The sequence below is a fragment of the Streptomyces sp. NPDC029292 genome (assembly GCF_055569295.1).
Map to the genome: position 1 here is coordinate 76,288 of NZ_JBVHXR010000032.1, position 14,193 is coordinate 90,480.

The following is a 14,193-nucleotide window of genomic DNA, read 5'->3' on the forward strand; positions in this document are numbered from 1 at the left end:
GCCCGGAGACGTACTCTCCGAACCGGCCCCGACGCATGTCCGAGGATGATTACTCCCCGTAGGCGTCCAAGTCCCGAGCGCTGATCAGTCCTCGTAGGCGTCCAGCGGCGGGCAGGAACAGACCAGGTTCCGGTCGCCGTACGCCTGGTCGATGCGGCGCACCGGCGGCCAGTACTTGTCCGCGATCGAGACACCGGCCGGGAAGACGGCCTCCTCGCGGGAGTACGCGTGCTCCCACTCACCACCGAGAGCGGCGGCGGTGTGCGGCGCGTTCCGCAGCGGGTTGTCGTCCGCCGCCCACTCGCCCGAGCCGACCTTCTCGATCTCCGCGCGGATGGCGATCATCGCCTCGCAGAACCGGTCCAGCTCGACCAGATCCTCGGACTCGGTCGGCTCGATCATCAGCGTGCCGGCCACCGGGAACGACATCGTCGGCGCGTGGAAGCCGTAGTCGATCAGCCGCTTGGCGATGTCGTCGACGCTCACACCGGTCGCCTTGGTCAGCGGACGCAGGTCGATGATGCACTCGTGCGCGACGAGCCCGCCGGGGCCGGTGTAGAGCACCGGGTAGTGCGGCTCCAGGCGCTTGGCGATGTAGTTCGCGGACAGCACCGCCACCTGCGTGGCGCGCTTGAGCCCTTCGCCGCCCATAAGCCGGACGTACGCCCACGAGATGGGCAGGATGCCCGCGGAGCCCCACGGAGCCGCCGAGATCGGGCCGACGCCGGTCTCCGGGCCCGCGGCGGGCTGCAACGGGTGGTTCGGCAGGTACGGCGCCAGGTGCGCGCGCACACCGACCGGGCCGACGCCCGGACCGCCGCCGCCGTGCGGGATGCAGAACGTCTTGTGCAGGTTGAGGTGCGAGACGTCACCGCCGAAGTGGCCCGGCTTGGCGAGGCCCACCAGCGCGTTGAGGTTGGCGCCGTCCACGTACACCTGGCCGCCGGCCTCGTGCACCTGCGCGCAGATGTCGGCGACGTGCTCCTCGAACACACCGTGCGTCGAGGGGTACGTGATCATCAGCACGGCCAGCTCGTCGCGGTACTGCTCGATCTTGGCGCGCAGGTCCTCGATGTCGATCTCGCCGTCGTCCGCGGTCTTCACGACCACGACCTTCATACCGGCCATCACGGCGCTCGCGGCGTTCGTGCCGTGCGCGGAGGACGGGATGAGGCAGATGGTGCGCTGCTCGTCGCCGTTGGCGCGGTGGTAGCCGCGTACGGCGAGCAGTCCGGCCAGCTCGCCCTGCGAACCGGCGTTGGGCTGCAGCGAGACCTTGTCGTACCCGGTGACCTCGGCGAGCCGCTCCTCCAGCTCACGGATGAGCGTGAGGTAGCCCTGCGCCTGCTCGGCGGGCGCGAAGGGGTGCAGTTGACCGAACTCGGGCCAGGTGACGGGCTCCATCTCCGTGGTCGCGTTGAGCTTCATCGTGCAGGAGCCCAGCGGGATCATGCCGCGGTCGAGCGCGTAGTCGCGGTCGGACAGCTTGCGCAGGTAGCGCAGCATTGCGGTCTCGGAGCGGTGCTCGTGGAAGACCGGGTGCGTGAGGTAGTTGTCGGCGCGCAGCAGCGCGGACGGCAGCGTGTCCTCCGCGGTCGAGTCCAGCGCCTCGACATCGCCCTCGACACCGAACGCGGCCCAGACAGCGGCCAGTTGCTCGCGCGTCGTTGTCTCGTCACAGGACATCGAGATGTGGTCGGCGTCGACAAGATGCAGGTTGACGCCCCCCTCGCGCGCGGCGGCGACGGCCTCGGCGGCCTTGCCCGGCACCCGCACGGTCAGCGTGTCGAAGTAGGCGCCGTGCACGACCTCGACACCGCCCGCCGTCAGGCCCTCGGCGAGGATCGTCGCGTAGCGGTGCGTGCGCCGCGCGATGGTCTTCAGGCCCTCGGGCCCGTGGTAGACGGCGTACATACCGGCCATCACGGCGAGCAGCACCTGAGCGGTACAGATGTTGCTGGTCGCCTTCTCGCGGCGGATGTGCTGCTCACGCGTCTGCAGGGCGAGACGGTAGGCCTTGTGGCCGTCCGCGTCGACGGACACTCCCACCAGTCGGCCGGGCAGGCTGCGCGCGAACTTCTCGCGCACCGCCATGTATCCGGCGTGCGGACCGCCGAAGCCCATCGGCACACCGAAGCGCTGCGTCGTACCGACCGCGATGTCCGCGTCCAGCTCGCCGGGCGAGACGAGCAGGGTGAGGGCGAGCAGGTCGGCGGCGACGGTGACGACCGCGCCGAGCTCGTGCGCCTGCTCGATGAGCGGCTTGATGTCGCGTACGGCACCGGAGGCGCCCGGGTACTGGATGAGCACGCCGTTGATCTCGCGCTCGGCGACCTGGGCCGGGATGCCCGCGCTCAGGTCCGCGACCACGACCTCGACGCCGGTCGGCTCGGCGCGGGTCTCGATGACGGCGATGGTCTGCGGCAGCGTGTCCGCGTCGACCAGGAACAGACCCTTCTTGTTCTTGCCCATGCGCCGGGACAGCGCCATAGCCTCGGCGGCCGCGGTGCCCTCGTCGAGCAGCGAGGCACCGGAGGTCGGCAGCCCGGTCAGCTCGGCGACCACGGTCTGGAAGTTGAGCAGCGCCTCCAGGCGGCCCTGCGAGATCTCCGGCTGGTACGGCGTGTACGCGGTGTACCAGGCCGGGCTCTCCATGACGTTGCGCAGGATCACCGGCGGCGTGAACGTGCCGTAGTAACCGAGGCCGATCATCGAGCCGAGGACCTGGTTGCGGTCCGCGAGGGAGCGCAGCTCGGCCAGCACCTCGGCCTCGGTGCGCGCGCCCGGCAGCCGAAGCGCCTCGGCGTTCTTGATCACGTCCGGCACCGCGGTGGCCGTCAGCTCGTCGAGCGAGCCGTACCCGACCTGGGCGAGCATCTTGGCCCGCGCCTCGGAGTCGGGCCCTATGTGGCGCTGCTCGAAGGGGATTCCCTGTTCGAGCTCGGAAAGCGGAATGCGATGGGCGGTCATTGCGGAGGCCTCCTGGTCTGACACGACCTTCGGGGGGCACCCGGGCGCGGGTACCCCGACGGCCTCCCCCTCTGTCATCACAACCTGAGAGCTTCACCGGACCGCCTGTTGACGACCCGGCTTTCACCGTCGGTGAGAGCGGATGCCGTCGACATCCGCTCTGCTTTCCAGAGTGACCTCGTCCGTGCGGTACGTGAGCCTGAGAGATTCCGGGGAGGATTTGCTCCTTCGGCGCCTCCGATGGTGTGCGGAGGACTCTCCCGCACGGGGTCAGCAGCCGTTGCCAGACTACCAGCGAGGTTCCCTCGAGTGGCCGCCCTCCTCAAAGTGCTCTTTCGTAGTGCTGACGGATGAGTTGCGACCAAGAGGAGGGCCCGTGCAGACCGACATCGATCCGCGCAACCTGATCGGCCGCAAGGCGTTCGACCGCAATGGCACCAAGATCGGCACGGTCGACGAGGTCTACCTCGACGACGCGACCGGAGTCCCGGAGTGGGCGGCCATACGCACGGGCCTGTTCAGCAGGGATGCCTTCGTGCCGCTGGAGCCCAGCGAACTCGTCGAGGGCACCCTGCGCATCCCCTTCGACCGAGCCCTGATCAAGGACGCCCCCGACTTCGGCGTCGGCCGCCATCTCTCGCCCGAACAGGAACTCCAGCTCTACCACCACTACGGCCTCGACGTGGCACCCCCTCCTCCCCCACCGGACCGCGACTTCGGCCGACTCGCGGGCTCGGACGAGGCCTGAGGCCGCCCGGGACCGGAATCCTGAGCATCGGAATCCTGGGGCGGCCTGGGACGGGAATCCTGAGGATGGGAATTCTGGCCCTCGCGACCGGAATCCTGAGGCCGCCCGGAATCCGAGGCCTGTGACCCGAGCCCAGTGGCCTGCGGAGGTCCCGGGTTCTCGGGTCTTCGCTCCACCAGGGGCAGCGGATCCGCCGGCTCCAGCTCCGGATCGTCGGTTCGGAATGTCCGTACACGCCCGGGCTCGGAGTAGGGCGTCTCGAACCGCACGGTCACCCGCCCCAGCCCACTGCCCTGCACCCACCCGTGCCCATACTCGGCATGCCGCACGTCGTGCCCTGCGGGCCACCGCCGCTCAGCGGGCGGCACGTGCGCGACAGCGAACTCCTGCGGCGCCTCCTCGTCGGCATGCTCCCGCGCCGCCGGCTCCGCAGCGGTGGCCTGAGCCTGGGCTTGCGCTTGCGCTTGCGCTTGCGCGAACAGATCCTCCTGCGTGTAGTCCGCGAGACCGGTGACCCCGACCCCCAGCAGGCGCACGCCACCGGTCGTGTCCACGGCCTCAAGGAGCCGTGCGGCGGCCTCCCGCACCACCGCGGGGTCGTCCGTGGGCCCCCGCAGCGTCTCGGACCGGGTCAGCGTCGAGAAGTCGTACCTCCGCACCTTCAGGACGATGGTCCGCCCCGACAGCCCGGCTCCGCGCAACCGCTGCACACACCGGTCGGCGAGCCGCTGCACCTCCAGGCCGACCCGCACCCGGTCATGGATGTCCACGTCGTACGTGTCCTCGACCGACACCGACTTGGTCTCCCGCTCGGCCACCACAGGCCGCTCGTCGTGCGCCAGCGCCATTGCGTGGAGCGCGTGCCCGTGGGCCTTGCCCAGCAGCCGTACGAGCTCGTCCTCGCCCGCCTCGGCGATCTCCTCGACGGTGGTGATCCCGGCCCGCCGCAGATGGTCGCCGGTCGCGGGCCCCACGCCCGGCAGCGTCCGCACCGACATGGGCCCCAGCAGCGCGCGCTCGGTCCCCGGCTCTATCAGCACGAGCCCGTCGGGCTTGGCCTGCTCCGAGGCGATCTTCGCGAGCATCTTGGAGGCGGCGAGTCCCACCGATCCGGTCAGCCCCGTGACGGCCCGGATGTCGGCACGCAGTTTCACCCCCACCAACCGCGCCGACGCGTCGTCCCAGGCCGCTCCCCCGGCCTCCAGATCGACGAACGCCTCGTCCAGGCTCAGTGGCTCCACCAGCGGCGACAGGGCCCCCAGTAGCCCCATCACCTGCTCGCTGACCTCCCGGTACAGCGCGAAGCGCGGCACGAGATACGCGGCATTCGGAGCGAGCCTGCGCGCCTGGGCCATGGGCATCGCCGAGTGCACCCCGAAGACCCGTGCCTCGTACGAGGCGGTGGCGACGACTCCACGCGGTCCCAGCCCGCCCACGACGACCGCTTTCCCGCGCAGGCTCGGCTTGGCTGCCTGCTCCGCGGAGGCGAAGAAGGCATCCATGTCGAGATGCAGGATCGTGGGCGCGGTTCTCACATCTCCGATGCTGCCCTACGCCACTGACAATGCCCCGGCACGGCCCACTTGTCCTGTGGACCGTACAAGTACGGGCGGGCTCCAGTAGCCCCGCCCGGCCTCAGACGGCCCGGTTGCGCCTCCGCGCCAGCTCGTCCGTGGGGTTGTGCCCGACGAGCGTCTCGCCGGTGTCCACACGCTCCCCGTGCAGCTGCAAGAGGGCACTCTCGACGTCCCGCCACACCACCCCCACAGCGATCCCGAAGACCCCCTGGCCGCCCTGGAGCAGCGCGTGGACGTCATCGGGGGACGTGCACTCGTAGACCGTCGCTCCGTCGCTCATCAGCGTCATCCGCTCCAGATCCCGGAAGCCGCGCTCCCTGAGGTGCTGGACCGTGGTGCGGATGTTCTGCAGCGACACCCCGGTGTCGAGGAACCGCTTGACGATCTTCAGGACAACCACGTCCCTGAAGCTGTAAAGGCGCTGCGTCCCCGACCCGTAAGCGGGCCGCACACTCGGCTCGACCAGACCGGTCCTCGCCCAGTAGTCCAGCTGCCGATAGGTGATGCCCGCGGCCGCGCACGCCGTGGGACCGCGATAACCGATCTCCTCGGACACCGCCCCGCCCTCGCCCGGCACCGCCGTCGGCCGCCGCGGAACGCAATCGGCCGCGCTGCCGTGAAGCGGGTACGGGCCGCTCTCCCCCAGACCGCGTCCGGGGGCACCCCCAGCCGTACCGTCGCCGCTGCTTCTCACGCCGACCTCCGTCCTTGACCTGCCTTCTCGACGGTAGGCAGTCACCAGGGGCGCGTCAACGATCGCCACACTCGGCACGCCGAGTGATAATCACCCTAGGAGTGGTTTCCCGTGCCCCACCGCGGGGAAAGGCTAGCCGAATGCTCTCGGCGCGGGCCGCAGCACACCACACTGGCCGTCGGCAATTGCCACCCGAATCCCTCTGACGCCCCGGCCGTCACTGGCTGTTGGTGCCGAAGTCCTCGGGCGAGATCTGGTCGAGGAACTCGCGGAACTTCTCGACCTCGTCCTCCTGCTCGTCCGGGATCGCGATGCCGGCGTCGTCGAGCACCCCGTCGCTGCCGTAGATCGGCGTGCCGGTGCGCAGGGCCAGCGCTATGGCGTCGGACGGCCGTGCACTCACCTCGACGCCGCTGGCGAACACCAGCTCCGCGTAGAAGACGCCCTCACGCAGGTCCGTGATGCGCACTTCGGTGAGCTCCTGGCCGACGGCCTCCAGCACGTCCTTGAACAGGTCGTGGGTCAGCGGTCGCGCGGGGGCCATGCCCTGCTGGGCGAAGGCGATCGCCGTCGCCTCCCCCGGTCCGATCCAGATGGGGAGGTAGCGGTCGCCTCCCACTTCACGCAGAAGCACGATCGGTTGGTTGGAGGGCATTTCGACCCGGACACCTACGACATCGAGCTCGTTCACACAGCAACCCTAGGCCGTGCCCGGGACGTTTGGGTAGTCGGGCACAGAACGGGTGGACGATCCACAGCGTGGGCCGGCGCACCGGGTCAGGGCAGTCGCACGCCGAGCGCGGTCCGCACCAGCGCGGCGTGCAGCTTCACCGTGAGCCCCGCCAGCTCCTTCGTACGGGCCTCCGCGTGCGCCCTGGTCTGGGGATTGCGGTGGCGCCGCAGCGGGGCCACCACCTGGTCCACCAGGCCCGCGTCACGGTCGGCGGCGGCCTTCATCGCCCGCAGATGGCGCGGCTCGATCCCGAACCGCCCCAGCTCGACGACGAGCCCGGCGACGGTCACGGCCTCGGCGTCGTACGCCCCGTCCGACAGCGGTGCGATCAGCCCGTACGACTCCCACTCCTCGAGTTCCCGCTCGCCGATCTCGGCGGCGGCCAGCAGCTCGGCACGGCCGACCCGGGCGGCCGTGGGCGCCTCCGGCTCGCCGAACAGCACTGCCTCGCCGGAGTCGCGCTGACGCCCCACAGTGGGCAGCCGCACCGGCTCACCGCGCTCCAGGGCGTCCAGGTACTCGCGGATCACCTTCAGCGGCAGATAGTGGTCCCGCTGCATCCTCAGCACGTGCCCGAGGCGCTCGACGTCGTTGGCACTGAACTTGCGATACCCCGAGGGGGTTCGCTGCGGCTCGATGAGGCCCTCCGACTCCAGGAACCTGATCTTGGAGATCGTGACTTCGGGGAACTCGTCGCGCAGCACGTTCAGCACCGTGCCGATGCTCATCAGCCCACTGTCCGCGGCGGCGGTACCGCTGCCGGCACCGCCGCTCGGTGTTTGAAGCATGGACCTTCCCTGACAGGTCAGATGCCCCGCTGGCTTGCGTAGAAGACCAGCCGGTACTTGCCGATCTGCACCTCGTCACCGTTCGACAGAGCGACCTGGTCGATCCGCTCCCGGTTGACATACGTGCCGTTCAGGCTGCCGACGTCGGCCACCGTGAACGAGCCGTCCGCGGCGCGGCGGAACTCCACATGGCGGCGCGACACGGTCACGTCGTCCAGGAAGATGTCGCTCTGCGGATGACGCCCGGCCGTGGTCAGCTCGCCGTCCAGCAGGAAGCGGCTGCCCGAGTTCGGGCCACGGCGCACCACCAGGAGCGCCGAGCCGAGCGGCAGCGCGTCCACGGCCGCCTGTGCCTCCGGGGAGAGCGCCGGCGACTGCGTCTGGCCGGTGACCTCGGCGTCGTAGGCCTCAAGGCCGGAAATGGAGATCGTGGAGGTCGTCTCGGAGGGACGCTCCGCTCCGCCCCGCAGCGGCGCACCGCAGTTGGAGCAGAACCGGCTGTTCTCCGCGTTGCGGTTCCCGCACCTCGTACACACCAGGGCCGACATGGACGGATCCTCCTGCCGCGGCTGCCCCCCAGGGGCATGGGACGCGTACGGATCTGAGGCAAACCCTCCACCCGTACTTGAGGCTGACGGTTCCCCGAAACCTATGCGGCCGGACTGGGCAGGGTCAACAGACGGCGCGCCCTGACCACCGGGAATGTCACCGCCCGGACCAGCGACCTGGTCGCGGAAGAGCGGACGCTCGCCGCTCTGGCCCTCTGCGTCTCCATGGCGTGATGCACGGTGCCGGGCAGTCGCGTTGTCGCTGCCCTCTCGTGCGCTCTTGCCGAACAACTTCCCAAACAACTTCACGGGCGATTCCCCTTGACCGAAATAGACCCGCCCGTGGGGCAGGACGAACCCTGATTGAACACACCGGTCGACCCGGACATCCTCACAACGTCCGTATCCACCAGACAGTTTCCACCACGCACCACCCATTCGGTGCGCCGACCCCCCGCAACCTCATGCACGGGCCGGGTGGCCCCCATGCGGCCCCCGCTCACTGGGAGGACGACCGAGCGTAGTCAGGCTGCTTCGCCGGTCGCAAGGCGTCCACAACGATCCTCGACGAGCGGTCCACCGTGACGGTGGCCTGCTCCTTCTCCAGTGTCTGCACCACGCCTCCGGGGATATTGAGCGCCGGCTCGAGATCCTGCGGCTTGCCGATGACCTTGAAACGATAGGGTTGGGTGATCTTGTTCCCGTCGACGCTCACACCCTTGCCGGAGTCGGTCAGATAAGTGCTGGCGACGACCCGTACGCCGTTCACCTGGATCGCCTCCGCGCCAGCCGCGCGCAGCTCCTGGATCGCGTCGAGCAGCATGTCCGCCTTGACCGTCCCCTTCGTGTCGTTGATCGTCAGGGTGATGCCGGGTCCCTGCGCCGCCACGGTGCCCGCCAGAATGCCGAGTTGCTTCTCCTTCTCGACCGTCTGCTTGCGGGCCTCCTCGGCCTGGTCCGAGCTGTTCTCCAGCTCGGTGCGCTGATCTTCGAGACCCTGCTTCTCGTCTGCAAGACGCTGCGTACGGTTGTCGAGTTCATCGAGGATGCGTACGAGATCTTCCTGACGTGCGCCACGCAGGGCACTGCCGCTGTCGCTGTTGGAGGCCACCTGGACGGCCAGGCCGAAGCCGAGGCCGAACAGCAGCAGGGCGACGATGAGTTGGGCGCGCGAGACACGCGGCGGCCACAGCCCCTTGACCAGTCGCTGACGGCCGGTCAGCGACGGCGCTGCCGATCCCTCGTCCTTGTCCGGCCCGGCACTCTCGGGAGGCGCGGCGGGTACCTCTTCGGGCAGTTCCTTGCGCAGCCGGTTCTCGGGGGTCTCGCCCTCGTTGCTCATCGGCCTCACGCCCGGAACACGTGCCGGCGGATCGCCGCGGCGTTGGAGAAGATACGGATGCCGAGAACGACCACGACGCCCGTGGAGAGCTGGGCGCCCACGCCCAATTTGTCGCCCAGGAAGACGATCAGCGCGGCCACGACCACGTTCGACAGGAACGACACCACGAAGACCTTGTCGTCGAAGATGCCGTCGAGCATCGCGCGCAGGCCTCCGAACACGGCGTCGAGCGCCGCCACGACGGCGATCGGAAGGTAAGGCTCGACAACCGCCGGAACCTCGGGCCGGACCAGCAATCCAGCCACGACTCCCACGACGAGGCCCAGTACGGCGATCACGATGTGCCCTTCTCTGTGCTCGGCTGTGCTGTACGTACGATCACGCTCGGTGCGGCGGACAACCGGACGTCGTCCTCGACGGAAATGCTGGTCCGGATGCCGTAGCTCTCCTGCAGGGCGTGCAGATACAGCCCGTCGGCACTGTTCTGGAACCTGGTGCTGAGCCGTTCGCCGTCCCCCACCGCGAGCACCGTGTAAGGCGGCACCAGCGGCTTGTTGTCAACCAGTATCGCGTCACCCGCGGCCCTGATCGCCGACAGGGCGGTCAGCCGCTGTCCGTTGATCGAGATGGCCTCGGCGCCCGACTCCCAGAGCCCGTTGACGACGCGCTGCATGTCGCGGTCGCGTACGCGTCCGGTGTCGGAGAATCCAGAGGTCTCCCGGGGATCACCCCCGCCGCCCGTGCTGGCTTCCTTCGCGTCGTTCACTACCAGCTTCACACCGGGTCCGTGCACCGCGGTGGCGCCCGACAGGATGCCCACCAGGTCGGCCTGCTCGCCGCCCCCGTCTTTCTTGAGCGCCGCGCGCTGCCGTGCGCTCACGTCGGCTCGCAGGGTGTCGACATTGCTTTCGAGCTTGTCCGCGGCCGCGGTCTCGCGCTCGATTCGGTCGATGAGCTCCTGGCGCTCCTTGGCGACGACAGGGGCCGCTATCCGCGCGTTCGCCGCTCCCACGGTCACGACCAGGGCCGCGAGCACGAGACCGGCGGCGAGACCCAGCTTCGCCCGCACCGTCTTCGGCATGCCGCCGACGCCCTCGGCCTTCTTACGGGCGGCCGCCTCGGCGTATCCGTCGTCGAGGCTGTGGTCCATGACATTGGTGAGCAGCGACATGGAGGCGTCCGGGCGCGAGGGGCGCGGAGGGCTGCTCCGAACGGGGGGCTGCTGCGGCATGCCGCACATCGTCGCACGTCGCGGGTGCTACCTCCGAATGGCCCCACCGGCGTGCCGGACAGGCCCCCTTGGGGGCACTTGTCCGGCACGCGCGCGTACTCAGCGCCCGGCGCTGTCCACGACCGCCGACCACTCGTCGAGCAGGGCTTCCGCGGAGGCGTCGTCAGGGCCTTCGGCCCACAGATGCGTCACCGCCTCGGCAGGGTCGGGGAGCACCATCACCCAGCGCCCGTCGGTCTCCACGACCCGTACGCCGTCGGTGGTGTCCACGAACCGGTCCCCGGCCTCCTCCACGACCCGGCGCATCACAAGTCCCTTGACGGCCCATGGAGTCGCGAGATCCCGCTTGAGGACATGCGCCCGCGGAATCCGCGCGTCGATCTGGCTGAGAGTGAGCTGCGTCCGCGCCACCAGGCCGATAAGCCGTACGAAGGCCGCCGCGCCGTCGAACACGCTACTGAACTCCGGGATGATGAAGCCGCCACGCCCGTCACCGCCGAAGATGGTCGTCTCCTCGCCCCCGACCCGCGTCAGATCGTCCGGAGACGTGGTCGTCCACTCCACCTGCGTCCCGTGGTACGCCGCCACCTGCTCGGCGATCCGCGTCGTGGTCACCGGCAGCGCCACCCGCCCGCTGCGCCGCTCCGCGGCCACCAGGTCGAGCATGACAAGCAGGGCCCGGTCGTCCTCGACGATCCGTCCCTTCTCGTCGACGAGCGAGAGCCGCTCACCCACCGGGTCGAAACGCACCCCGAACGCGGCCCGTGCGGAGGCGACGATCTCACCGAGCCGCACAAGGCCCGACCTTCGGGCGTCCGCGGTCTCCGTCGGCCTGGACTCGTCGAGACCGGGATTGATGGTCAGCGAATCCACCCCGAGCTTGCCCAGCAGGCTGGGCAGCACGAGCCCCGCACTGCCGTTCGACGCATCCACGACCACCTTCAGCCCGGACTCGGCGATACCGCTGGTGTCGACATTCCTCAGCAACGATCCCGTGTACGAGTCGAAGACGCTCGCCGGGAAGTGCAGATCCCCGATCTCGCCGGGGAACGCCCGTCGGTACTCCTGCCGCGCGAATACCCGGTCCAGCTTCCGCTGACCCCCTTGCGACAGATCGGCACCCTGCCCGTCGAAGAACATGATGTCGACGGAGTCCGGCACACCGGGCGTCGTCCGGATCATGATCCCGCCCGCACTGCCCCTGGCGGTCTGCTGCCGGGCCACCGGCAGCGGTACGTTCTCCAGGTCGCGTACCTCGATGGCGCTGGCCTGCAGCGCCGAGATGACCGCCCGCTTCAGCGCGCGAGCACCTCGGGAGTGGTCGCGGGCCGTGGTGACGGTCGACCCCTTCTTGAGGGTCGTCGCGTACGCTCCCGCGATGCGGACGGCGAACTCCGGGGTGATCTCCACATTCAGGATCCCGGACACTCCGCGGGCGCCAAAGAGATGCGCCTGCCCTCGCGACTCCCAAATCACCGAGGTGTTGACGAAGGCGCCGGCCTCGATGGTCTTGAACGGGTAGACGCGAACGTTTCCCTGGATGATCGATTCTTCGCCGACGAGGCATTCGTCGCCGATGACGGCGCCGTCCTCGATCCGCGCGGCACGCATGATGTCCGTGTTTTTCCCGATGACGCAGCCGCGCAGATTGCAGTGCTGACCGATGTACACGTTGTCGTGCACCACGGCCCGGTGCAGGAAAGCCCCGGTCTTGACGACGACATTGGAACCGATGACGGTGTGCTCACGGATTTCGACGTCCGCCTCGACCTTGGCGTAGTCCCCGATGTAGAGCGGCCCTCGCAGTACGGCGTCGGGGTGCACTTCGGCGCCCTCTGCGACCCACACTCCCGGGGAGATCTCGAAGCCGTCGATCTCGACGTCGACCTTGCCCTCCAGAACGTCGGCCTGCGCCTTCACATAGCTCTCGTGCGTACCGACGTCCTCCCAGTAGCCCTCGGCGACATAGCCGTAGATCGGCTTGCCTTCCTTCATCAGCTGGGGGAAGACATCGCCCGACCAGTCGACGGGCACATCGGCCTCGACGTAGTCGAAGACCTCGGGCTCCATGACATAGATGCCCGTATTCACCGTGTCCGAGAAGACCTGGCCCCAGGTCGGCTTCTCCAGGAAGCGCTCGACCTTGCCCTCTTCGTCGACGATGGTGATGCCGAATTCCAGGGGATTCGGTACGCGCGTCAAACAGACGGTGACGAGCGCGCCCTTCTCCTTATGGAAATTGATGAGTTCCGTGAGGTCGAAGTCAGTCAGCGCGTCGCCGGAGATCACAAGGAAGGCGTCGTCCTTGAGCGCTTCCTCGGCGTTCTTGACGCTCCCGGCAGTACCGAGTGGCTTCTCCTCATCGGCATAGGTGAGCTCCATACCGAGCTCCTCGCCGTCACCGAAGTAGTTCTTGACCAGCGAGGCCAAGAACTGAACAGTAACGACGGTCTCGTTGAGCCCATGCCTTTTGAGCAGCCGTAGCACGTGCTCCATGATCGGCCGGTTCACCACCGGCAGGAGCGGCTTGGGCATGCTTGAGGTCATGGGGCGAAGGCGTGTGCCTTCGCCTCCGGCCATCACGACGGCCTTCATGTCGGAAGCGTCCTCCTTGAAGAGACGACGGTCTAGCCGACTTCACCCGTCCAGATTGTCCCGCACTTTTCGTCCGCGGGCCATCGAGCCACTACAGCCGCGCAATCGGCGAGCTCAATCGGCCATGGCGTCCGCCCTGACGATACGGCGGACCTGTACCACGTAGAGGATTCCTGCCCACCAGTAGAGCGTTGTACCCCATCCGGCGAACGCCCATCCGAAAATAGCACCGAGTGACGCGATCCATCCACTTGCGTCACTGAGCAGCAGCAAGGGGAAGGCGTACATCAGGTTGAACGTGGCCGCCTTCCCGAGGAAGTTCACCTGCGGCGGCGGATAGCCGTGGCGCCTGAGGATGCCCACCATCACCAGGAGGACCAGCTCGCGCGCCAGAAGTGCAGCTGTCAACCAGAGCGGAAGAATCTCGCGCCAGGTGAGGCCAACGAGAGTCGACAGAATGTAGAGCCGGTCGGCCGCGGGATCGAGTAGCCGGCCGAGACTGCTGATCTGGTTCCAGCGCCGGGCGAGCTTCCCGTCCAGATAGTCGCTGATACCGCTCAGCATGAGCACCAGAAGCGCCCATCCGTCGCTCTTGGGACCGCCGAACTCCGGCCTGAGGATCAGCCACAGGAAGACGGGCACGCCGACGAGGCGCGCCATGCTGAGGATGTTCGGGATGGTGAGGACCCGGTCTGTCTGGACACGGGTCTCCTGGACCTCCACCCGGGGGCCTCCTGTGGGAAATGAGCCAACGATGCCCCCTGACCTTACCCGCAGCCTTCGAGCTTCGGTGCGGAGGGGTAGAACGCCCTCGGAAAACAAAAAAGCTCCGGCTCTCGGGCAATATGCCCAAGAGCCGGAGCTATAAAAGAAGTTCGGCGGCGTCCTACTCTCCCACAGGGTCCCCCCTGCAGTACCATCGGCGCTGTGAGGCTTAGCTTCCGGGTTCGGAATGTAACCGGGCGTT

12 protein-coding genes, 1 rRNA gene and 1 riboswitch are annotated in these 14,193 nt (G+C 68.5%); of the genes, 1 reads left to right on the top strand and 12 read right to left on the bottom strand.

Going from position 1 to position 14,193, the window contains the following annotated elements:
* Positions 1 to 84: 84 nt before the first annotated feature.
* Positions 85 to 2,970 (bottom strand): aminomethyl-transferring glycine dehydrogenase, encoded by a 2,886-nt coding sequence (gene gcvP / locus ACZ4WS_RS43650; RefSeq protein ID WP_467989143.1) that lies wholly within the window; start codon positions 2,968 to 2,970, stop codon positions 85 to 87.
* Between the two features lie 177 nt (positions 2,971 to 3,147).
* Positions 3,148 to 3,243, bottom strand: a riboswitch (glycine riboswitch).
* A gap of 103 nt (positions 3,244 to 3,346) precedes the next feature.
* Between gcvP and ACZ4WS_RS43655 the strand changes: the two genes are divergently transcribed.
* Positions 3,347 to 3,718, top strand: a complete 372-nt coding sequence (locus ACZ4WS_RS43655; protein ID WP_467989145.1) for a PRC-barrel domain-containing protein — start codon at positions 3,347 to 3,349, stop codon at positions 3,716 to 3,718.
* On the opposite strand, the gene ACZ4WS_RS43660 is transcribed toward ACZ4WS_RS43655, so the two are convergent.
* From ACZ4WS_RS43660 to rrf, 11 genes are all read right to left on the bottom strand, one after another.
* On the bottom strand, positions 3,640 to 5,253 hold the full coding sequence (locus tag ACZ4WS_RS43660) for a DNA polymerase IV (protein ID WP_467989147.1): 1,614 nt from the start codon (positions 5,251 to 5,253) through the stop codon (positions 3,640 to 3,642). The genes ACZ4WS_RS43655 and ACZ4WS_RS43660 overlap by 79 nt on opposite strands.
* A gap of 100 nt (positions 5,254 to 5,353) precedes the next feature.
* Entirely contained in the window at positions 5,354 to 5,989 is a 636-nt protein-coding gene (locus ACZ4WS_RS43665; protein WP_467989149.1) for a MerR family transcriptional regulator, read from the bottom strand.
* A gap of 217 nt (positions 5,990 to 6,206) precedes the next feature.
* A complete protein-coding gene (locus ACZ4WS_RS43670; RefSeq protein ID WP_006123076.1) occupies positions 6,207 to 6,680 on the bottom strand; it encodes a bifunctional nuclease family protein in 474 nt (157 codons plus the stop codon).
* Positions 6,681 to 6,766: 86 nt separating this feature from the next.
* The gene (gene ftsR, locus ACZ4WS_RS43675) at positions 6,767 to 7,510 is read right to left on the bottom strand and encodes a transcriptional regulator FtsR (RefSeq protein WP_467989152.1); all 744 of its coding nucleotides are present in this window, start codon (positions 7,508 to 7,510) and stop codon (positions 6,767 to 6,769) included.
* A 17-nt stretch (positions 7,511 to 7,527) separates the two neighbouring features.
* Entirely contained in the window at positions 7,528 to 8,496 is a 969-nt protein-coding gene (locus tag ACZ4WS_RS43680) for an FHA domain-containing protein (protein ID WP_467989154.1), read from the bottom strand.
* A gap of 61 nt (positions 8,497 to 8,557) precedes the next feature.
* Positions 8,558 to 9,400: a DUF881 domain-containing protein gene (locus tag ACZ4WS_RS43685; protein WP_467989155.1), complete on the bottom strand. Its 843-nt coding sequence runs from the start codon at positions 9,398 to 9,400 to the stop codon at positions 8,558 to 8,560.
* A gap of 5 nt (positions 9,401 to 9,405) precedes the next feature.
* Positions 9,406 to 9,738 (bottom strand): small basic family protein, encoded by a 333-nt coding sequence (locus ACZ4WS_RS43690; protein ID WP_003988855.1) that lies wholly within the window; start codon positions 9,736 to 9,738, stop codon positions 9,406 to 9,408.
* A complete protein-coding gene (locus ACZ4WS_RS43695; protein ID WP_467989169.1) occupies positions 9,735 to 10,571 on the bottom strand; it encodes a DUF881 domain-containing protein in 837 nt (278 codons plus the stop codon). The genes ACZ4WS_RS43690 and ACZ4WS_RS43695 overlap by 4 nt, the downstream gene beginning before the upstream one ends.
* A 159-nt stretch (positions 10,572 to 10,730) precedes the next feature.
* Positions 10,731 to 13,226, bottom strand: a complete 2,496-nt coding sequence (locus ACZ4WS_RS43700) for a sugar phosphate nucleotidyltransferase (RefSeq protein ID WP_467989157.1) — start codon at positions 13,224 to 13,226, stop codon at positions 10,731 to 10,733.
* 114 nt (positions 13,227 to 13,340) lie between these two features.
* Positions 13,341 to 13,949 (bottom strand): CDP-alcohol phosphatidyltransferase family protein, encoded by a 609-nt coding sequence (locus tag ACZ4WS_RS43705; protein WP_467989159.1) that lies wholly within the window; start codon positions 13,947 to 13,949, stop codon positions 13,341 to 13,343.
* Between the two features lie 150 nt (positions 13,950 to 14,099).
* Positions 14,100 to 14,193, bottom strand: a 5S ribosomal RNA gene (gene rrf / locus ACZ4WS_RS43710); the annotation flags it as partial.